The 19,675-nt window shown below is 59.9% G+C and carries 19 protein-coding genes and 1 pseudogene; 13 read left to right on the top strand and 7 right to left on the bottom strand.

Translation table 11 applies throughout. The annotated features are described in order from the left end of the window. The first annotated feature begins 19 nt into the window (after positions 1–19). The 4 genes from H5P29_RS03450 to H5P29_RS03465 all read left to right on the top strand — a co-directional run bounded on the left by H5P29_RS03450 (position 20) and on the right by H5P29_RS03465 (position 2,592). Complete coding sequence (locus H5P29_RS03450; protein WP_067965849.1) at positions 20–526, top strand: chemotaxis protein CheD; 507 nt, start codon at positions 20–22, stop codon at positions 524–526. Positions 527–587: 61 nt separating this feature from the next. Then, positions 588–929: a hypothetical protein gene (locus H5P29_RS03455; RefSeq protein WP_157096964.1), complete on the top strand. Its 342-nt coding sequence runs from the start codon at positions 588–590 to the stop codon at positions 927–929. A 108-nt stretch (positions 930–1,037) separates the two neighbouring features. Further along, positions 1,038–1,853 (top strand): glycosyltransferase family 32 protein, encoded by an 816-nt coding sequence (locus H5P29_RS03460; RefSeq protein WP_067955476.1) that lies wholly within the window; start codon positions 1,038–1,040, stop codon positions 1,851–1,853. Positions 1,854–1,863: 10 nt separating this feature from the next. Then, on the top strand, positions 1,864–2,592 hold the full coding sequence (locus tag H5P29_RS03465) for a phytanoyl-CoA dioxygenase family protein (RefSeq protein ID WP_067955478.1): 729 nt from the start codon (positions 1,864–1,866) through the stop codon (positions 2,590–2,592). 727 nt (positions 2,593–3,319) lie between these two features. Here H5P29_RS03465 and H5P29_RS03470 read toward each other — a convergent pair. Together H5P29_RS03470 and H5P29_RS03475 are read right to left on the bottom strand one after the other, a co-directional pair. After that, the gene (locus H5P29_RS03470; protein WP_246670901.1) at positions 3,320–5,839 is read right to left on the bottom strand and encodes a S8 family serine peptidase; all 2,520 of its coding nucleotides are present in this window, start codon (positions 5,837–5,839) and stop codon (positions 3,320–3,322) included. Next, positions 5,748–6,743 carry an AAA family ATPase gene (locus H5P29_RS03475; protein WP_246670902.1) on the bottom strand — a complete coding sequence of 332 codons (996 nt, stop codon included), beginning with the start codon at positions 6,741–6,743 and terminating at the stop codon, positions 5,748–5,750. The genes H5P29_RS03470 and H5P29_RS03475 overlap by 92 nt, the downstream gene beginning before the upstream one ends. A 710-nt stretch (positions 6,744–7,453) precedes the next feature. Between H5P29_RS03475 and H5P29_RS03480 the strand changes: the two genes are divergently transcribed. The 3 genes and pseudogenes from H5P29_RS03480 to H5P29_RS03490 all read left to right on the top strand — a co-directional run. Continuing rightward, on the top strand, positions 7,454–9,340 hold the full coding sequence (locus H5P29_RS03480) for a DUF4209 domain-containing protein (RefSeq protein WP_154387182.1): 1,887 nt from the start codon (positions 7,454–7,456) through the stop codon (positions 9,338–9,340). 707 nt (positions 9,341–10,047) lie between these two features. Then, on the top strand, positions 10,048–10,743 hold the full coding sequence (locus H5P29_RS03485; protein WP_246765197.1) for a transposase: 696 nt from the start codon (positions 10,048–10,050) through the stop codon (positions 10,741–10,743). Between the two features lie 257 nt (positions 10,744–11,000). Further along, a pseudogene (locus H5P29_RS03490) lies at positions 11,001–11,525 on the top strand (transposase); the annotation flags it as partial. A 77-nt stretch (positions 11,526–11,602) separates the two neighbouring features. Here H5P29_RS03490 and H5P29_RS03495 read toward each other — a convergent pair. Beyond that, positions 11,603–11,830, bottom strand: a complete 228-nt coding sequence (locus tag H5P29_RS03495) for a hypothetical protein (RefSeq protein ID WP_185910239.1) — start codon at positions 11,828–11,830, stop codon at positions 11,603–11,605. Positions 11,831–12,243: 413 nt separating this feature from the next. Between H5P29_RS03495 and H5P29_RS03500 the strand changes: the two genes are divergently transcribed. From H5P29_RS03500 to H5P29_RS03515, 4 genes are all read left to right on the top strand, one after another. Further along, entirely contained in the window at positions 12,244–12,474 is a 231-nt protein-coding gene (locus H5P29_RS03500; RefSeq protein WP_154387184.1) for a hypothetical protein, read from the top strand. Beyond that, on the top strand, positions 12,471–12,803 hold the full coding sequence (locus H5P29_RS03505; RefSeq protein ID WP_154387185.1) for a hypothetical protein: 333 nt from the start codon (positions 12,471–12,473) through the stop codon (positions 12,801–12,803). Before H5P29_RS03500 ends, H5P29_RS03505 begins: the two co-directional genes overlap by 4 nt. 341 nt (positions 12,804–13,144) lie before the next feature. Further along, on the top strand, positions 13,145–13,480 hold the full coding sequence (locus H5P29_RS03510) for a hypothetical protein (RefSeq protein ID WP_154387186.1): 336 nt from the start codon (positions 13,145–13,147) through the stop codon (positions 13,478–13,480). 693 nt (positions 13,481–14,173) lie between these two features. Beyond that, positions 14,174–14,632 carry a MucR family transcriptional regulator gene (locus tag H5P29_RS03515; RefSeq protein WP_154387187.1) on the top strand — a complete coding sequence of 153 codons (459 nt, stop codon included), beginning with the start codon at positions 14,174–14,176 and terminating at the stop codon, positions 14,630–14,632. Positions 14,633–15,255: 623 nt separating this feature from the next. Here the strand turns inward: H5P29_RS03515 and H5P29_RS03520 are convergent. Then, a complete protein-coding gene (locus H5P29_RS03520) occupies positions 15,256–16,059 on the bottom strand; it encodes a sulfite exporter TauE/SafE family protein (RefSeq protein WP_154387216.1) in 804 nt (267 codons plus the stop codon). A 719-nt stretch (positions 16,060–16,778) separates the two neighbouring features. On the opposite strand from H5P29_RS03520, the gene H5P29_RS03525 reads away from it, so the two are divergent. Continuing rightward, positions 16,779–17,021, top strand: a complete 243-nt coding sequence (locus tag H5P29_RS03525; RefSeq protein WP_154387188.1) for a hypothetical protein — start codon at positions 16,779–16,781, stop codon at positions 17,019–17,021. Positions 17,022–17,302: 281 nt separating this feature from the next. Here H5P29_RS03525 and H5P29_RS03530 read toward each other — a convergent pair whose 3' ends face one another. The 3 genes from H5P29_RS03530 to H5P29_RS03540 form a co-directional block, all read right to left on the bottom strand. Continuing rightward, positions 17,303–17,470 carry a hypothetical protein gene (locus H5P29_RS03530; protein ID WP_154387189.1) on the bottom strand — a complete coding sequence of 56 codons (168 nt, stop codon included), beginning with the start codon at positions 17,468–17,470 and terminating at the stop codon, positions 17,303–17,305. Between the two features lie 231 nt (positions 17,471–17,701). Beyond that, entirely contained in the window at positions 17,702–18,280 is a 579-nt protein-coding gene (locus H5P29_RS03535; protein WP_154387190.1) for a hypothetical protein, read from the bottom strand. After that, complete coding sequence (locus H5P29_RS03540; protein WP_154387191.1) at positions 18,207–19,247, bottom strand: hypothetical protein; 1,041 nt, start codon at positions 19,245–19,247, stop codon at positions 18,207–18,209. The genes H5P29_RS03535 and H5P29_RS03540 overlap by 74 nt, the downstream gene beginning before the upstream one ends. On the opposite strand from H5P29_RS03540, the gene H5P29_RS03545 reads away from it, so the two are divergent. Next, positions 19,246–19,437, top strand: a complete 192-nt coding sequence (locus H5P29_RS03545) for a hypothetical protein (protein WP_154387192.1) — start codon at positions 19,246–19,248, stop codon at positions 19,435–19,437. The genes H5P29_RS03540 and H5P29_RS03545 overlap by 2 nt on opposite strands. Positions 19,438–19,675 lie beyond the last annotated feature (238 nt).

Consider the following 19,675-nt stretch of genomic DNA (forward strand, 5'->3'; position numbering starts at 1 on the left):
AAACCAGCGCATTACCGTCATGCGCGGCGAATACCACGTGGTCGACCGGGAGGACGTCGTGCTGACGACCATTCTCGGCTCCTGTGTCGCCGCCTGCATTCGCGATCCCTTTGCCCGGACCGGCGGCATGAACCACTTCCTGCTGCCCGGCAACAATGGCCGCTCGTCGCTCGATGCCCAGAGTTACGGCGTCCACCTGATGGAGTTGCTCGTCAACGGCCTGCTGCAGCGTGGCGCCCATCGCCACCGGCTGGAAGCCAAGCTGTTCGGGGGGGCCCGGACCATCGAGGGTCTTTCGGACATCGGCGCGATGAACGGCGAGTTTGCCGAGACGTTCTTGCGCAATGAAGGCATCAGCATCGTCGGCGGCGACCTCGGCGGCGATCGCGGCCGCCGGGTCGAATACTGGCCATTGTCAGGGCGCGCCCGCCAGGTCATGCTCTCCGGCGACAAGGGTTTTGTTGCGCCTGTTCCGCCCAAACAGCCGTTGGTCGCGCCTTCGGGCGGTTCCGTCGAGTTCTTCTGATCTTCTGAAAGGCCGTTCCGACATGCCATCGCGTGCCACTGCACTTTGCCACGAGACGCTTGTGCCCGTTTCCGAACTGCTCGGACGGGTGAGCAGCGAGTTGAATGACATCGCCGCGCAAGTGGAAAGGCTGCATCCGCTGGTTTCCGCCCGGAGCAGCCAGCTCGCCGGCAGCGACCCGCATTATGCGCAGGCGCTGCAGAGCTTCGATCACATCGAGCAGAAACTCCGCTGCTTAGCCGGCTATCTCGACGAGATCGGCACGGGCATGAGCCCGGTCTGGCAGCTCGATCCGCAAGCGGCCCTCGCAGCGATCACCCTTTCAGACCTCGCAGCACGCCTGGCCGGCCAGACCTCCGAGCAGCCGAACGCCGCGCCATCGGGCGATTTTGAGCTGTTCTAGCCGCGATTTTGAGCTGTATAGCCGCAACGTCCCCCCTGCCAGACCAGACAGCCCCTTCTCACGCCCACGCTCGGGCTGATAACACGGTCGCAATCGGGGACGAATGGAATGACAAAACCGCCGCTGCGGCTTTTCCAGATCATGATCACCGACGGCGCGCAGCCGTCGCCAGCGACAACGGACAGCTTCGCGCGCAACGTCGAGTCGTTCAGGTCGACCTATCCCGACGCTGAGTACCGGCGCTACGACAACGAAGAACTGACCGCATTTCTCGCCGCCAGCTATCCCGAACCGGTACTGCAGGCTTATCAAGCGTTGACGCCTTACGCTTTCAAGGCGGACCTGGCGCGCTACTGCCTGCTGCATAGCTATGGCGGGCTCTATTCCGACCTGTCCTATCTCCACCTGCGCCCGATCGCGATCGGGAGCCGCTGCAAGATGGTGGTTTTTCGCGACATATCAGGCCATCCGTCCTGGGCGACGAGCAACGCGCTCATCTATGCCGAAGCCGGCAATCCGGTTCTGGCGCGGGCGATCGACCGCATCGTCACGCATTTCAACGCCCGCTTCTATGGCCACTCGTCGCTGGAACCGACCGGACCCTATTTGTTCGGCCGCGTCCTGGCCGAGACGTCCGACTGGCGCTCGATCACCTTCGGCGACTCGCCGCGGCTGAACACCGACCGAACCGGCAGGGTCAACATCGTCAAGATGATGCCGTCCGGAGAAATCGTGGCCATCCGCAACAAGACAGCGGAAGGCGAGTTCAGCGATCTGGTGCCATCAGGCGGAAACAACTACAACCGATTGTGGAGCGAACGGCGCATCTGGGGCGAGCCGGACACGCGTGGCCTGATCGAGCGGCTGCGCTCCGATCTCAAGGCGAAGCGGGTGCGCAAGCGCCGATCGCTGAAGCAGGGCTGAGCTGGGGTGCATGGATCCGAAACTGACGAACCTGAGCCTGAGAGACGGTTATTGCGTTCTGCCGCAAGTCTTCGACAAAGCCGAAATCGAGGCATTTCGCCAAGCTGCCGTCGACAATCTCGGCAGCATGGGACAGACACGTAACGTCGCCCACTCCTACCATCTCGCCGGCTTTCATCGCTTTCCAGCCCTGGCGGCAGTCCACGCCAGGATCGCCGCCGACGAGACGATCAACCGGTTCTTGCAGGCCTATTACCAGGACATCCCGTATTTCGCCCTTGGCTTGAGCGACATTACGGTCAATCGTTCCCAACACTGGCACACCGATCTGCTGCGTGGCCGCTACAGCGGTTTCCTCAAGGATTGCGATCCCTGGGCGGAGACGGCCGGATGCCTCAAGGCACTGGTCTATCTGCAGGACGGCGCCAGCCTTCGGATCCTGCCAGGCTCGCATCTTACGCCCACACCGCTCGATGACACACGGCTCGAAGCCCTTGCGGAAGCGTCGGCCGCGGACGTCGTTCGCATCGACGTTAGGGCCGGCGACGTGGTTATCATGGACATCCGGGCGCTGCATCGCGGGTCGACTGATGCAGATATGGCAAGTGCGGAGCTCGCCGCGCGGCCGAAGATCCTGGTGTCGACGGTGTTCGGTGGTGTCCGCTCGGCCTTTTCGCAGGCGATGCAGATCGGCAATGCGCATAGGATGGCCGACTGGGACAGGCGCTATTTGGCTTAGGCCTTCAGGAGCATGAGGCTGACGGGCGGAGCAGGTTTGGTCGAGGCCTGCCAGCTCGAGCTCCGGCGACCTTTGCCGGCGCGGACCGTGCAGCACTTTCAGCTGTCGCGTCACCAGCGTCCAGCCACGACAGAGCCGTCGGTGGTTTTGACCTTTGGGGGCTTTTGATTGTTGGGTCTGCGGCTTTGGAGGCCGCCTCACGCTTCAAGCTCGGGCTGTCACGTGGTTCGAGACAGCAAAAAGCCCGCCGTGGTTTTCACCTTGGCGGGCTTTTATTGTTGGTTTCGGGGACAGGATTTGGCTTTTTGTCCCGCTTTGTCGGCTTTGGCTCCTAGCGGGCCCCTGATGCAGGTTGAACTCGACCGTCACCTGCGTCCAAATACCAAAACAGCCCAGACAAGCTGGGCTGTTTTGGTATTTGGTTGCGGGGACACGCAACTACCGATACCGACATTTGCTTCATATCGCAGTTTGAAAGAGATAGCCCAAGAAACATCCATATGGGATGCACGGGCGGCATCCAAAACGTGCGAGGGCGCGACTGCTGGAATGACCTGCATAGGGCGCATGTCATCGGACAGCCTTGACGCCGTTGGCTGCCTGACCGCTTCTAGCCGAGGGACTGGGATAGCCTCCCTTCGAGGGCGAAGCCCCGTTCAGTGACGTCAAGCGTCCCGATCAGATCCAGCTCTTCATTGCAGTTGCAAATGGCCAAATCTTACGTCAATTAGACCGCGACCGGCACCTGTGGCTTGAGCGCAACGCGGTTCAGCACCTGGTTATAGACCTCGACCTCACCCGGCATTTCAAGCGTTACGACGATCGCGAAATTGGCAGGTGTGTCACCGTCGTCGGCTTCGCGCTGCACATCAAGTTCAACAAAACCGTTGGCGGCAATCGCCGCAGCTTTGTCACCATCCCAGCGCCGATGGACGACCGTCCCTTTGTGGGCTTGCTTCGGATCGGGCTGGACACCGCTCGCCTTGATGCCGGCCGTTCCGAGCTGCGCCGGCTCGACGATCTTCATCCGCACGGCGCGATAGGCGACGGCGCCGGGTCGCGGCGGCGAGAACCACGCGAGCGTTGCCGAGAGGCCGTGCGGTTTCGCTTTGGCGGTCATCGTCGCTGGCCAGGGGATGCGGAAACGCCGACCTTGGTCGGCGATCAGTGTTCCCACCGCCCACAAGGTGGCGCGGTCGTCCGCGCAATTGATGATCAGCTCGGGGTCATAAGCCCCATAGCCGATGTAGCGGCGGACATTATCCTTCTGCCGATAGCTATACTTGCCTTCGGGTGGTCCCAGCACCTCGATCAGCAGGTCGCGAGCATTGGTCCAGCGGGCGCCGTGGACCAGGAGAGTCTTCAGCAGGCAAGCACGCTGCGCGCTCGGAAGCGCGCCGAAGTCAGCATAGGCTGCTTCGAGCGCTTCATGAGCACGTGCAGCCACGCCGGTGGCGAGCGCGGCGGCGACGCTGGTGCCGATCGAGCGGGCTATGACGTCAGGGCCAGGCGATGTGCCCGACGGAGGCGCGGCAACCGCGATGCCCCCAAATGTGGCAGCATTGGTTGTAAGCGGTACAAGATGATGATGGTCACCCTGCGGCGACAGGCGAACATGGTGGCGACCGCCAGGCGCCAGGATTTCGGGCTTGGTCGCGCCATTGTGGCCCGGCCCAAGCGCACTCGACACCGAGCAGAGCCCAGTGTCTGCCCAGACGTCGAAATTATAGGCCGGCAGCTGGTTCGGGTAGGTGAATTGGTCGGCGTGCAGGGCGCCGACGGTGATCGCGTTCATCGCTTCGGCCGGCGCGAGGATACGGCGGTTCGTCAGTTGCTTGGCGCTTGCGCGAAGCGCCACGCGCACCCTCTCCGCCGGATCGAGCGCCTCGAAGGCACCGGCGGTCATGTCGAGCGTCTCTAGCGGCGCATGATGATTGCCGGCGCTGATGATGAACAAAATGCCGTAAGTCGCAGAGAGGTGATCGACGACGCGCGCCCAGCCCGAGAGGCGGCCGGCGAACGGCTTGTTGGCGTCGCCGAGCGAAGCATTGACGATGAGCACGTGCCGCGCGGTAGGCACGTCGCCGGTGCGCATCGCGAGCACCGCGCGCTCGAACATATCGGCGGGTAGCAGGTCGGGGAACCGCTCGGGCGATGCTGCGTCGGCGGTCGCGTAGAGCATGTTGACGAAGTGGACGCGGCGTTCAAGGGGACGTCCCCATGCGGCGTTGATGTCGCCGTGGACGACGGCGCTGGCCATTGCGGTGCCGTGGGTGCGCATCCCGACCGCCTGCCCTTCCAAGTCGAAGGGATCGTCGATGCTGAGCGTTCCGGCGAGGCGCGGATGCTGGGACAAAGGAACGGCATCGAAGATTGCCGCAATTGGATCGCCGTGGAGCGCCGGTGCGCCGCCAGCCGGCAGACCATCAACCTCTTCTGACGGCACCAACTGGAAGATGCTCTGGGGCCGGATCTGAAGCACCGCCTCGACACCAGCGAGACCGGCGGGATTGCGTGCGATCACGTCGGCGAGCGCCGGACCCGGCAAATCGGCGAGCAGCGCATGGTAGCCGGCGCCGGTGATCCGCGACCGCGACACGACTGCGCCGTCAACCGCAAGGATCGCGGCGCGCGCCTCAGCCTCGGTCACCTCGCCATTGCGCCGAAACACGAGCTCGACCTCGACCCGGTAGAGCGCCGTATCGCGAGCATATTCCTCGACCAGGATGTCATGGTCGGCGGTGGTCACGCGGTCCTGCGGACCCCAGGGGCGGATGTTGCGCAGTTGGGAGAGCATCGTCTTCCACGCGCTGAACCGGTACGGCACGGTGCCGTTCTGCTGCCAGCCGCGCCACAAGGTGACGATGTTGCGCAGCGCCGCCTCGCTCGGCACCATCAGATAGACGACGGGATCGCTGTCGAGCTCGTCTTCGTCGAGATCCTCGGCGCCCAAAAATTCGAGGCCGGGCACGAGTCGCACCGCCTCGGTGAACTGCATGACCCCGCCGGTCAGTTCGAAAACGAGCAGGCGTTCCGGCGCGAGGGCATCGGGATCTGCGCGCAGCTGTAGCATCGGAGTATTGACGTCGAGCTGCGCAGCGAGGCCGGCGAGCTTTTGGCCGGCGGGCGTCCCGGCCTGTTCCCCGGGAGCGAGCTTACGCGCCCGGGGAACTCCCCCCCCTGTCTTTCTTGGGATCGCTACGGGTGCGCCGAGGCGCAGCAGGGGCTGTTTCGGGGGAATGGCCATCGCTCTCCGGCTTTATCCGCGTTTTCCAGAGGCGAAGTTCCTCCGCGAGAATGCCTTTCAGCGTCTCGCTCCCCTGGGACAATATGTGCCGCCGCCGGATATTCTGGCAGAACTCGAAGATGTCGGCAAAACTCGAAGCGCCCATTTGAGTGGCGATCTGGGTCGCCGACAGTCCCGTCGGCTCGGGCCAGGCATCGAGAAAGCGATCGACCAGAACGGCTGCGGCGTCGCGCGATGGCAGGGGCATGTCGATGCGCAGCTGGAACCGCCGCCAGACCGCCCGGTCGAGGAGTTCGGCATGATTCGTCGCGGCAACCACCACAACATAGCTTGGTAGCTGATCTAGCTGCATGAGCAGGAAGGAAACGACGCGTTTGATCTCGCCGGTCTCATGGATGTCGCCGCGCTCTTTGCCGACGGCATCGAACTCGTCGAAGAACAGGACGCAGGGGGTCGTGCGGACATATTCGAACAGTCGTGCGAGCCGCGCATTGGTCTCGCCGAGATAAGCGCCTACGAGGGCGTCATAGCGCACGGTGAGCAAGGGCACTGCGATCGCTTCAGCGACTGCTTCGGCCAGCGAGGTCTTGCCGTTCCCCGGCGGCCCCGAGAGCAGGACGCGGTGTCGCGGTTGCATGCCCTGGGCGCGCAGCAGGTCGGCACGATGATGCTCCTCGACCAGTTGCCGGGTCAGCCGCTCTGCGGGGAGCGTCAAGATCAGGCTGTCGAGCCCGACCCGCGGCTCCGATTCGACGACGAAATCTCGGCCGGGCGCACCGGTGCGACGCAGCTCGCTCGACGTGGTAACGGGTACCGAGGCGAGCGCGCGGTGAAGCTTGTCGGCCAAGACATGATGGCTTTTGGCGCGTTCTTCGGCGACCAGCGCCTCGACGGTCGTGGTCAAAGTCGAACGGTCGCCAGACGCTCCTGCCTTCACCAACGAAACAAGGAGATCACTTCTGGCCATCTAATCCTACACGCAGCGTTTCGCCTCTGGCGCGAAGCTTAACACGCAGCCCCGGCCGTGTGAATCCCTGGACGCCCGCGCCCTCGGCAATCGAGACCCCTGCAGGATATTCAAGCTGGTTGGGCCTGTGGACGCGTCGGACGTGATCTCGAACTGGACCAGCCAGCCGGTTCTCTGCTGAACCACTTGAGAGCGGGCCCATATTTTCGGACCCATCACAGGCGCACCGGTTTTGATCTTCGCCAGGTCGCAGCCTCGCAACTTGCTATCTATTGCGAGGTCAAAAAGGGGCACGATCCCACATACGTTCTTCGTGATCGAGGAAGAACCCGATCGCCCGTATCTGCCTAGGTTTCAGGCCTCTTTGGGCGCCAACCTGCTGACCACCGCTCCATGCCAGCTGACCTCCATTGAAGAAAGGGCCAGAGCGCCTTGTCCTGGCGCGGGGTCGAAAGTTTGTTAGTCCGATACCAATAAACTGCCGTCCCGCGGAGAACCCATTTCAGACGTCTCCTTGCCAGTATCCCAGAGCCAACCGTTGATGCAGTTGACCGTCCCGTGTCGAGGCTCCAATCGCCACTGGATGAAAATGCAGTGCAGGTCTGCACCGCGTGATATGTTCGAAATTTCAGGCAAAGGGGGGAGTTGTGTCCGAACAGGAAAGTTCTTCGAATACTCAAATTCCCGGCGTCAATTATGTTGTTCCCTTGAGTTCATTCCAGCTAGAGGCCGTCAAAGCGGCTGTCGCAGCTTCCAAAGTCGCAGACAGTCTTGATGTCTATGCTCGTATCCGTACAGCAGTCGTAGACATAAGAACGGCAGGCGGAGACGACGAAAGCGAACGAGCACTAGGGGTCTTAAGCCAGGTTTCTGGATACCACTTCAAGCCTGATGATCGGATCGAGCCGTTCGGTCCTTTGGCGGTCATGGACGGCCGCAGGTCTGCCATCCCCACCGATCTCCTAGCCGATCAAGTTGGAATACTTTCACAGTTTGCCCCCGAGGTCGGCCATCCAGCATTCCGTGCCAGAATCGCTGATGTCTGTTGGCTTTTGAACAAGAAGGACACAGCGTCGGGACTGCGAGCGATGGCGAGCTATGTCGAGTGTGTCAGAGCAGTGCTGAACGCCGAAGCTCATTTCGATTTCGAGCAAACAAATCCTGCCAGTGTGCCAGCCGCCGAATACCTAACGCGGGCCGCTGCCATCGCGCGCGCTATGGGCTGGAAACGCGAAGAATTTGATCCGTTGCGCCAAATCATTGCGGAAGTGTCCCAATTCGCTTTGGACAATGATGACGGTTGGGGATTTATCCATATCGGGCCAATCAATCTGGGTACTGAGGTTTGGGATTATGCTCAACTCGGACAAGCGGCCGAAATCCTCGTCGCAAGTGACAAGCTCGCGCGCGACCATCCGGGCAGAAGAGCGCTGTGGGACCTCGCCGCACGCGCCTACCACCGGGCTAAGGATTCCAACAGCAGCAACCGGTGTTTGATCGAGGCCGCTGAGACGTATGTTGCGGATGCCGATGCGCGACCGGATTCAGCCTTCGTTCAGACTCACTTCCTGAATGACGCGATACAGGCGCTGAGGCCGCTTCCGGGAACAGCCGGTCGACGGCAGGCATTGCAAGACCGTCTAAATTCAATCCAGCCGCGCATCACAGACGAAATGTCGAGCTTTTCGCACGAGACGAACATCACCGAACTGGTTGAGGCAACCGAAGCAGCGGTGCGGAACAAAACGCTAGCCGAAACAGTTCGGGCCCTATTCATGTGTGAGAAGTCACCCGACCCGGATAAATTGCGCGACGAAGTTCTGAGCGCGGCTTACGGAAGCATATCAGCGATCTTCTCGACGACGGTCAGCGACAGCCAAGGCCGAACCCGTTTCATTGCCCCCGGCTTGGCCCCCGCTGGACCGCCAAATGAGAATCAAGTCCGGTTCCTCGTCAATCAGCACGATCGAATTCGGCGCAGCCTTGTTGTGTCCGGCAGGATCGATCCCATCCGGCGCGTCCTTTGGGAAGAACACTCCGTTTCTGTCGAGGCACTGTTGCCTTTGATGCAGGCGAGTCCGTTCGTGCCACCTAATCACCAACACACGTTTGCGATCGGTGCTGCACGGTTTATCGGAGGCGACGAACTTGAGGCCGCACACCTGATCTTGCCGCAACTGGAGAACTCCCTGCGGCATATCCTCAACTTGGAAGGCGTGGAAACTAACCGGATTAATCAGGATGGCACACAGGAAGAGGCAATGCTGAGCCGCATTTTGGAGGATTTCCGTGAAGCACTTCTGCGACTCATGCCTCCCGCCCTAGTTCAGGAAATCGAGCTTCTGTTCAACTTTCGGGGCGGGCCCTCCATCCGTCACGAATTGGCTCATGGAAAAATGTCGGATGGCGAATTCTGGAGCCCTGACGTGACGTATTCGATATGGCTGGTCCTCCACATCGCTACACTGCCGACTCTCCGACATTGGGATGAAGTTGCAGCGCGCATATCAAGACGCTCACGTCGCGTATCCTGATAGCACTGGAGGCTTCGAAGTTCATTTCGACGCCACTATGGGCGACACGCAACTGTGCGGGCATTGCCTCGCGGTAATCGATCATCTGCAGTGTGAATCGTAGCGCCTTGGTTATTTCGAAGGGGCTACAAGTCGAGCGCTGCAAGACGCTGCAGAGTGATCCAGCGGAACCGCGTGTCTCGATTTAGCTGTCGAGAAATGATGGTGTCCGCTTCGCGGGAGCAGTGAAGTTGAACTGACTGGTCGACGTAAGGCGCAAAGCCTTCGTTCAGTAGCGTGGGGAAAGCGACTGCTTCGAGTTAGATCGGCCATGCCATGCCGCTGAACCAGTGTGCGTAACCTGAGGTAGCACAGTCCCGGCCTGGTCCAACACGCAACCCTTTCAAGAGGCGCTAGATCTGCTGGCCAATATCCGCTCAAGCGCTGTGCATGTCCCGGATCTTCCCATCTTATGCGACGCTCCCGGCGACGGAGCGGGCAGCGTGCATGCGAAGGTACTGAAATCCCTCACAAAAACCGGGCAATATGCCCGCGACCGGCCGCCATGCACCGGAAAACGCAAGCCATGCCAATGGCTTAAGGCGTTTCGGGCATGCGCTTTTATCTCGCCGTCCTCTGTCGTTCTGTAAGCGTCCGGTCCTGACACCTCGTTGGCGTAGTGCAAAATCGCTGCATGTGGAGTTCCTTCGTAGCATGGAGGGTCTCCGGTGAATTTGAGACATTTCGAGAACACGGCGCGTAAGTCCTTCTGGGTGGTTCACGTCGAAGCGTGGCGTCAGAGCGGGTTGGCGCGCACAACCTATTGCCGCCATCACCATCTCAACCGGCGTACGTTCGAGCGCTGGCTTGACCATCTGATGGGCAAGGAAGCAGCGCGCAAACATGTGGAATCGCAGGCACAATCGCTCCGAGAAGCGTGCCCGCAACAACGCCAGAAAGGGCCGCGCCGGCGTCAATGCCAACGTTTTGGCGTGAGCACGGATGTGCGCAATCGTGCGCTTCGGGCGTTCTGGGCAATGCATGTCGAGGCGATGAACGGGAGCGGCATGGGCGTTCACGAATACGCCGCGGCACTGCAGCTTTCGCCCTACGCGCTGCGCCGTTGGCGTGACCGCTTGGAGGACTGGCGCGCGCATCCCTCCGCCCGCCCGCCCGTTAGTGATATCACTAACGGCGCGACGTCCGAAAACGGCTTGACAGCGCGTCCAGATGACGCTCCCGCCACGCGCTTCCGCCGGTTCTTCACGGACGCGCAGAAGCTCGCCATCGTCCAGGAGAGCGAAGCTCTAGGTGCAACGGTCTCGGCTGTCGCGCGCCGGCACGGGATCGCGACCGGCATCCTGTTTCGTTGGCGCGCGGAATTCGGCGTGACGCAGAAGAAGCAAGCGAACTGTCATCTGTGACGCTGGCAACGGACGCGGCAGCGGCACTCGCGCTGCAGAACCTTGTGCGGCCCCCTGACGGGATGATGGCAATCGAACTGCCGGATGGGCGGCGTGTCTTTGCACCTGCGGGCAGTGATCCTGTTGCCGTACGAGCGTTCGTCGACAGCGGAGGGACTGCATCATGATGATCGTTCCGGCGGGGTGAAGGTGCATCTGGCGCTGGGCACACCGACATGCGGAAGGGGCTGGCTCGCCATGGTGGTCCAGGCAGTGTGTGCCGTGGCGGCGCACTCCATGCGATCAGCGATATGCTCGACTGGGTTCCGGCACAGCTTCGCGTGGTCCGCATCACGCGCCCGAAATACGCCTGTCGTGCCTGCGAGACGATAGCACAAGTGGCTGCGCCGGAGCGGTTGATCGCCGGCGGACTGGCAACGCCGGCGCTTCTGGCGCAGGTGCTGGTCTCCAAATATTGCGATCACACGCCGCTCTACCGGCAGTCGCAGATCTTCGCCCGACACGGTGTCGATCTGGCGCGCTCGACGCTGGCTGGATGGGTCGGCGGCGGCTGCTGGTGGGTGGAAGCCCTGCACGAGCGGCTGGTGAGGAACATATTCGCCTCCAACCATCTGTTCGCCGACGACACACCGGCGCCGGTGCTCGATCCGGGCCGTGAGCGGACCAAGACAGGGCGGTTGTGGGTCTATGCCCGTGAGCAGCGACTCTGGGCCGGACCCGAGCCGCCGGCGGCAGTCTACCTGTTTGCGCCGGACCGAAAGGCCGAGCGCCCGATATCGCATCGGCGATGATGAGGGGCTAGCCGGGCTGTTCGCCTGCGGACCGTCTGCCAAATTGAGCATGGTGGCCCATGCCGATCTCAGGCTCCGGTTTCGCCGGCGGGCAATCCTTGAACGGGGGTGCCCTCATCGGTACCACCGGACCAATCGCCGATTGGGATGACGAAAACAGGGATCACACGATAGGTCTTGCCCCATCGTTTTGCTGTCGCAGCCGCTTTGATCTCACTTGCGTGAATGTTGGGGGGCGTGATCTTGCCGGTCTCATCGACGACCGCCCATGCCTTAACCGGCGCCGTCTCCATCATTTGCATTTCTTGTGTCCCAGTATAGTGCGTTAAGCTAATATACGGCGACGGGTGTATAGCATGCGAGACGGCAGCCAAAGCGACGAACGACTTCGAGCCGGCCCAATTTTGATCGTGGTCGCCACGGTCTGTTTTTGGATAGCTGTCGGCGCAGCCATTCTTGTCTAGGGCCATCCCAGCCGAGCACAACCCGACCTCTTGCCAGCGTCCAAATGCGAACCCAGTTCGTATTTCCCGGTTGGGTCCAAATTGCCCACAATGGGCATTTGGGTGTCGTAGGCATCGGCCTCCACTGCCTCCGCTCCATGACGCCTTGTGCCCATCTGTATCTCTGCGCGATGATAGCTGCCGTCCTCGGCTGAGGACATTGATTGCGTGCATCCGATGGCAGTCAGACTTCAGAAAGGCGTGAAATGTCCGATGATCCCCGTGTTGACGCCCTAGCTGCCAGCGAATTGGTGTCGTCGTCGCTGCTTGCCTCCTTGGTTGGAATGCTTGGGGCGAAAGGCATTTTTTCCGATGAGGAAGTCAGGGAGATTTACGTGCACGCACATGGCCTGCTTAAGGAGCACCAGGCCGACGAACCGGGACTGGCATCGATCTACGACGCTGCGCTTGAGATCATCGAAGCGGAATTGCGGTGAGCATCGGAGTGGCCTCAGACTCAGATCCCGCCTTCATCTCCGAACTGGCACGCGCCGCGAATGAGATTGCGAAGTTGACGCCGACTGAAACCACTCGACTGATGCAGCGCGCCGCAGCGAGCATCCGGGACTACAGGGACGAGATAGCCTTCTCCGGGACGCCAGCCAACGACACAGGCCAAGGAGACATCGTGTTCGAACTTAATGCGATGGCAAGTGCAGTCGATCTATTTTCGCCCGATAAAGTCTCAGCAATGTTGCTTGAAGCAGGCGCAGTCATCAAGGCATGCAAGATCCTGCTGGATGAGAAGCGGCGGATCGAGACTTAGGGCCGCGCACCGCATTTTGTCGGGCGGACGCTGGCGGGCACCCACAAAAAAAGGCCCGCCACGAGGCAGGCCGGAGAGCAGGATGTAACCGAAGGCGATCCGGCTACGCGGCCACTATACATCAAAATACGAAATGAGCGCTGCGGTTTTCCGACGCCTGCCTATGCGGTGCAAGAACGACAAAAGGCCCCGCCACCTCTTACGCCAAACTCAGGTCTGATCAGCCCAACAGGACGTATTTAGCTCAATTCTGCTGCTTCATGCCAATCTGCTGTACAGGATGCAGCAGGTACAAGGATCTTGTATTTCATAGACTATCAGACGTTTTGAGGGCAGATCCTATGGACATCAAGACTGAGGAATATAGTGTTTGGGCTGAAGGAAGCGATCTATATTTTAGCGGAGTCATGCGGCTGGAGAACAAGGCCGCTCCGGAGATTACGTCGCTGGTTCGGGACCTCCTGAACTCAAGGCCGCCAGCTATCACGGTACATCTGTCCGACCTTGAATTCCTCAACTCACAGGGCAGGAATATTCTGGCAAAGCTGATGATCGAGGCCCGAAATCATCCCGAAGTTCGGATGGTGGTTCGGGGCAATAGCAATATTGTGTGGCAGGAACGGTCGCTGCCAAATCTCAAAAGATTGTATCCGGGTTTGGTGTTGCTGATGGATTGAAAGCGAAGGCCTGCCGGAGGGCGAATTCGCGACAGGCCTCGCTGCTAGAGCGCCTGACGGTTCGGGGCGTTGCCTTGCGCTCCGCCACAAGAACGCTTGTGCACGAGACCTGCCGTTACCGGCTGGAAAACGGCAGGCCCGCTGCTTGGAGCGCGGCCTGAGGGCACGCGCTCCGCTAGCACAATCTCTAACTGCGCCATGCGTTCCCGCCAGCTAGTAGCTAGTCTGCCCTACCCTCGTATCCAATGAGCTAATTGTGCGTATCGCCGCTGAGAGTAAGATTTAGCATTAGGCTGGGGTAAGTGCCCGGCGCAACGCCTTGCATCGACGAATGAGCGTTGCGTCGGCTGCCCTTCCGAAATCCATGCTACGGCAACAAACGGCCCGACCTGGCGACGTCCATGCGGGCCGTACTTGCTTGCCCATTCTTAAACGACAGAAGCCCCGCCACCTTACGATGACGGAGCCTATTGCCTGGGCGCTTTTCGCGCCGCGGTACTCAATACACGCCCGCAGATGCTCAGGATGCATCGTCCGCAATTAATATTAGTTTAAGCTAAAAACCACCACCACCCTTCGGTAGCGAAGGCACGTCAATCGCCAAATCTGGCGATAGCGAAGCCGTAAGCGCTCTTGCAATCTCAGCCGCACAAGCGAATACGTTCCGCTAGTGTTGAACGTGGAGAAATCTGTATGACCGAACTATTGCCGAAGCCGACTGATCATCTCATCGAACTCACCGCCGACATTGTGACGGCCTATGTTTCGAACAATCCGGTGCCGGTAGCAGAACTTCCGGGATTGATTGCTCAGATCCACTCCAGCATCAGCAGGCTCGGTACGCCACTCGAACCGGAGCAAGAAACGCTAACGCCTCGGATGCCGATCAAGAAGACTGTCACACCCGATTACATCATCAGCCTTGAGGACGGAAAGCAGTACCAGACCCTTAAGCGGCATCTCGGCATCTTGGGACTGACGCCTGAAGAATACCGTGCCAAGTGGTCGCTGCCGAGAGATTACCCGATGGTAGCTCCGGGCTATTCGGCAAGGCGCTCGGAACTGGCGAAGAAGCTCGGCCTTGGCCGCAAGCCCGCGACCAAGCCTGCGGCGAAACAGGTAAAGCGCGCACCAGGCAGAGCGAAGTCATAGAGCACGTTCCGCCTCCGCCTCCCCGAGAATTCTGGCGAGGCTCACTTGCTTCGCTGAATGGCACTCGTGACGATGGGATCGACATCCCGATCATTACCGGCAGACACCATCGCCAAGATGCCAAGCCCGATAGCGATGGGCGCAAAGAGCAATGCGACATTTGCCAAGCACTTCAATGGCGCCCATCGGTCGGAGGTCGTTTTCCGTTCGTCATCCATTGGGCAATACCTGTGTGCTTGGGCCTAGCTCCACTCCGTCGGTATCTGCCCCATTTGTCGTGATTAAGCCGCGTCAACGGAGATTTCAGAGCACGGTTAGATATGGGTGAAGGTACGCCGCTTCCGTGACCCGTGACCCGTAACCGGCGACCGGCGACCGCTCAAACAACAAAGAGCCCCGCTGCCTAATGGCAACGGGGCGATTGGGTGGTAAGTCAGCGGTACTGGATACATGACCGCTTCAGCCAGGGTGGCTTCGCAGAGTTAACATCCGGGGAACCCATCAAGAGGCGAGCCCCACCAAGGCGAACGCAAGCCAGGTGGGGCTTCTTGTTTCTGGATCATCCTGCACGCTAAAACGACAATAGGCCCCGCCAGCCGAAGCCGGGGCACTATCGAAATTCGTCAAGAATGCCGCCAGACTTTCACCGCCGATATCAGAAGGATAATGGCGAGCGCGGGTAGCAGTACCCCGTTTGGAACAACATCAAGAAGCAAGCCGCCGATAAAGGTCCCGACGATAGAACCGCCCGCCATAATGAGTAGGAAAGCCTTGTTACGACCCAGCACCGAGAAGCTCTGATCTCGACTATAGCGCGTGAAGCCTACCAGCATCGTTGGTAGGCTGACCGCGAGTGAGAGGCTTCCAGCGAGTTTGATGTCAGCGCCAAACAGCAAGACAAGGGTTGGGATAAGGAGTTCGCCGCCGGCGACGCCAAGCAGCGATGCAACAACTCCTATGAGAAACCCGACTGCTACACCTGCAATGATTTGAGCCATCCCGGTCAATAGAGGATGGCGGACGTTCGCATCATGACCGAAGACCAATACAATCGCCATGGCGACCAGCAGTGCTGCAATAACCTTGTAGAGAGTTTCTGACTTTAGGCGCGTAGCCCACCCCGCCCCGAACCATGCACCTAGCAGGCTTCCCGCCAGCAGGTTCACCACAATCGGCCAGTTTGCCGCGATACTGGCGAATGGCACGGTGCCAGCACGAAATGGCAGGGCCGTGGCCACGACCACAAGGCTCATCGCCTTGTTGAGGATGACTGCTTCAAGAGCAGCAAATCTGAAAAGCCCTATTAGAAGTGGCAGGCGAAACTCCGCTCCCCCGAGGCCGATCAGCCCACCAAGTGCGCCTATGATTGCACCTCCAGCAAATGCGGAAGAGCGATGGCGGCTAGAGGAAGAAGCGGATGTTTCCATGAGCGTTCTATTCAACAAAACATAACGTGTGTCGAGATTCACCTCCCGCGCTCGCGCACAAAAAAAGCCCCGCGGCCTTGCGGCGGCGGGGAGTGATTGCCTGCAATGAAAATGAGTTTGCTCCTTTCCCATTACCTTGTGCAAGATTTGCACAATCAGCCAGGCGCAGCCCAGAATTGGCAGGCGCAGCCCGGCTGTCTGTGACACGTCGGCAAGTGACGGCATCCACCAGGGACTTGTGACAGCCCCCGCCGCAATGGTGTTCGTCGCCCTCTCCATTACGCGGTTAAGACTACAAGCTTCTTTGCCATGATGGTGGCTGTCGCTTTCGCGGTGGTTGCCTTGTTCATCACCGGGTTCATGGACGGTGCGCGGGATCCTGCTCCCATTCAGGAAGGCACCCAGCACGCACCCAACTAGGAATTCCACACCATCAGGATCGAATGGCTCTTTTGCGCGTTTATTTGCAGGCTCTAAAGCTGGAGCAGAGCTATGACCGCGGTTATGTGGTTTGGCGCTTTATTGGTTGTTTGCGGTGTCGTGACCCTCGCACTTGCGGTTCTCCACCGAGGCCAACTCAGCGATAGCCATGTTGACCCCATTGCAGGCCGCACACTGGAGCCTTGGCGTCTGCGCGGAGGTGGCCACAACTGGCCAGGCTTGCTGCTGATCGCTATTGGCGCAATCACACTTCTGATGGGGGTGTTCGCTTACCCGCAATGAAAGACATCAAGTCGGTCGATCTACACGAGCCCGCCACTTTCTTTGAGTGTGAGGACAGCCAACTGCCGCACGGGATGGCGTTTGATCACCTGTCGCAAGCCTTGCGGCATGCAGCAAATGTTCCGCTAAGCAGGCGACATTCTTCGGCCAAGATCGTCACGCGCTCAGGCGCTCAATACAGCTGGGAAGAGATCAACGTTCTACACGACCATCTGCGGGCAACTGACAGCAAGGCCTAGGGGCACGGTCCGCTTGTTCGGCCGGGTTGGTGAGCCCGCTCGACAGGCGGCGGCAGCGGTGGGAGGATACGCGCCTCAATGCGGGAGTGCGCTATATGAGCTTTGGTTCGCCGGCTATGAACAGTGTTGAGGTCAACAAGAAGACCGACGGGTATTACTACAGGGTGCACTTTCGGGGTAACACTTTGGAGGAGACCGGCCCCTTCTCGACGAGACAAGAGGCAATCGCGGCCGGCAACAGAGACCTAGCAAGGCATGAGGCGGCACGGAGATGACGCAGCCTAAGCTGCCTTGTTCTCGGCACGCAGAGGCTCCAGCATAACCGCACGATGTGTCGGCTTCGCGCCGGGCGCGCCATCCAGTTCGTAACTGCGCCGGCTGGCCGCAGCCATAAAGCGCGTCGCATGAATTTCGTCACACCAGTCCTCTCGATGGCCAAAGCGGCTCATGCCCGCCTGCTGTCTCGGCTTGATTGATTGCCGGAATTCAACCGGGCGGCTATCCCAATCGGGGCGCTACTCCCGAATTCGTTCCCAAGGTCAGGGTCGCTGACGAAAAACCGCCTCGCGGGGAGCGCGACGAAAGTCACCGCACGATCCGCGCTGTAGCCATATCTCGCTCCTTCATGCCATTTGTATGAGCAATCTCCGTCACGGTGTGCCCCTCGACGCAATAGTCGATCAGTTGGGCCGGCGAAATCGCGCCGAGCTCGTCACGCCTTGCAGCTTGTCGAGCGCGGCAACCCTGCCTTCGGCAATGCCCTGGGCGTAACCTGACCGAGTGCCCCTCAAGAAATCGGCCGAACTGGCGACCGCCATTCCTGCTTGCTCCCAGCCGGCATGGAAAAGAGCATCCTGCTTGTTGCGGCCATAGCGCCATTCGAATGTGCCAGGCCGAGAACGTAGCTCTTGGCGCTCGTGACAGTCGGCCGAAATCTTGACCTTGACCTTTGTCAGCCGTGTGCCGTCCTTGCCGCCATTCTCCCGTTTCAGTTTGAGAGTGCGAAGGCGTGATTTCTCGCCTGCCTTCCTTCGAGCCGTTTGGGCCGCTTTGATTTCATGGGCAGACGGCGCGCCCCTGGGCACCGCGCACATCCGTGCCGCCACCAGCTGCTTGTTAAGATCGATGCTTGCGAATACCAGGTTTGAGTTGTTCCATGTCCCGCCTTCTGTCTCGGAGCTAGCCTTAGCGGTTTCTCGCCATTGGGCGACGCAGGTTGAGGATCTCGCTGGATAGACGAGGCGGTCGAACCAGAGCATGGGGTGGCACTTCGGGGTTCGCATAGTGATAGGCAAAAAAACTGTTGGACGCGATCACAAGTCGGCCGTCGTCAAATCTGCAAACCAGCGACTGAAAAGGTGAACCGGCATTCTTGCCCCATCGCTCGAGCAGCGCGAGATTGTCGGGCTCGAAAAACATCTGGGACCAGAACAGCAATAGAGTCAGATCGTCTAGTCGATCCGGCAATGCATCCGCAGATGCTCCTCGATCCAGAATTTCTGTCTCATGCTGTGAGGCAAGTTCTTCGCCGCGCCATGTGGGCAGCGGACGACTCAGATCCTCTATGTCTCGCATCAGCGTCAGAAGCTGCTGATAAGGTACAAACGGCCTGCCCCAAAATTCTGTTCCAACAGCTGTGCCAAGAACATCGGTACCAATGACCGCATTACCTTGATTGTCCTTGACGCCAGTATCGATTTTGATCTCAATGCGACCGCTATTCCGCGACAGCTCTGCACCGAAAAACTTCGACAGTCCTCGCGCCTTCTGATCGATTTCCGCGCGAACGTCTTCAAGCGCTTTCGCGATCTCTGAAAGAGCTGCAGCAGCGTTCATCAAGCGCCCTGCATTCGGAGCTATCTCACTCCATCGACGCTGCAAGTAACGGATTCTGGCTTCCTTTCGGTAGCGCTTCTCCGCAACGTCAAACTCCCCTTGGTAGTGGCGTTTGGCGCAATCGTGCCCGATAAATCTCACTACGCGCTCTTCGGGAAACCAAGCCATTCTGCCGATGCGGAACCAAGGTTCCGTTGGATGACAAATGGGACAAGGCACCAAGTCCTTTTCCTTACGTTTGAAAATAGGAACCTTGATTTCACGCGCGGCCGATGGGTGTTGTCGCTGTGGCAGTGATAGCTCGCAGAACTCCCGGTCGCCCGCGTACCGAGCCCAGCCCCACTCCGGGATATTGGCTCCATTTCGCTGAACCCTGAGGTGGATACCCATGATCGTCACCCTGCCCGATGACCGGCTGCCCGGCCTCGCGAGAGTGCGGGTGGCCAATACCGCCGCCCTCGAACTCCTGCCTGCGAGCATTTTGTCACAAATACCTCTACGCCGCCTTCCGCCGCTGCTCTTCAAGCTGGCGTCTGCGTTCGTTGCACTTCGTCGCAGGGAGTTCGTGTCGACATGCTGAAATGCAAAACCCGCCTCGTGGGCGGGTCAGGTCGCAATTCTGCGCATGGAAACCCGGTAAAGGGTTCGTGACGAAAGTCAACGCACGATTCGTGTACGGTTCACATGAAACCGAAATGTAGCGCGCACATATTTAGATGATGATTGCGTGCGCGATCTCCGCTGCCGCGTGCCCGTGGACGCAATAGTCGATCAGTTGTGCCGAAGGGACAGCGCGGAGTTCGTCACGGAAGCCTTGC

The sequence above is a fragment of the Aminobacter sp. MDW-2 genome, assembly GCF_014250155.1.
In the GTDB taxonomy this organism is placed as follows: Bacteria; Pseudomonadota; Alphaproteobacteria; order Rhizobiales; family Rhizobiaceae; genus Aminobacter; species Aminobacter ciceronei.

Coding starts and splice junctions, on each gene's coding strand:
- H5P29_RS03450 (WP_067965849.1), top strand. CDS start 20: ATGCGCGGCGAATACCACGTGGTCGACCGGGAGGACGTCGTGCTGACG.
- H5P29_RS03460 (WP_067955476.1), top strand. CDS start 1,038: ATGACAAAACCGCCGCTGCGGCTTTTCCAGATCATGATCACCGACGGC.
- H5P29_RS03465 (WP_067955478.1), top strand. CDS start 1,864: ATGGATCCGAAACTGACGAACCTGAGCCTGAGAGACGGTTATTGCGTT.
- H5P29_RS03470 (WP_246670901.1), bottom strand. CDS start 5,839: ATGGCCATTCCCCCGAAACAGCCCCTGCTGCGCCTCGGCGCACCCGTA.
- H5P29_RS03495 (WP_185910239.1), bottom strand. CDS start 11,830: ATGATGGAGACGGCGCCGGTTAAGGCATGGGCGGTCGTCGATGAGACC.
- H5P29_RS03500 (WP_154387184.1), top strand. CDS start 12,244: ATGTCCGATGATCCCCGTGTTGACGCCCTAGCTGCCAGCGAATTGGTG.
- H5P29_RS03510 (WP_154387186.1), top strand. CDS start 13,145: ATGGACATCAAGACTGAGGAATATAGTGTTTGGGCTGAAGGAAGCGAT.
- H5P29_RS03515 (WP_154387187.1), top strand. CDS start 14,174: ATGACCGAACTATTGCCGAAGCCGACTGATCATCTCATCGAACTCACC.
- H5P29_RS03520 (WP_154387216.1), bottom strand. CDS start 16,059: ATGGAAACATCCGCTTCTTCCTCTAGCCGCCATCGCTCTTCCGCATTT.
- H5P29_RS03525 (WP_154387188.1), top strand. CDS start 16,779: ATGAAAGACATCAAGTCGGTCGATCTACACGAGCCCGCCACTTTCTTT.
- H5P29_RS03530 (WP_154387189.1), bottom strand. CDS start 17,470: ATGAGCCGCTTTGGCCATCGAGAGGACTGGTGTGACGAAATTCATGCG.
- H5P29_RS03535 (WP_154387190.1), bottom strand. CDS start 18,280: ATGCTCTGGTTCGACCGCCTCGTCTATCCAGCGAGATCCTCAACCTGC.
- H5P29_RS03545 (WP_154387192.1), top strand. CDS start 19,246: ATGATCGTCACCCTGCCCGATGACCGGCTGCCCGGCCTCGCGAGAGTG.
- H5P29_RS03540 (WP_154387191.1), bottom strand. CDS start 19,247: ATGGGTATCCACCTCAGGGTTCAGCGAAATGGAGCCAATATCCCGGAG.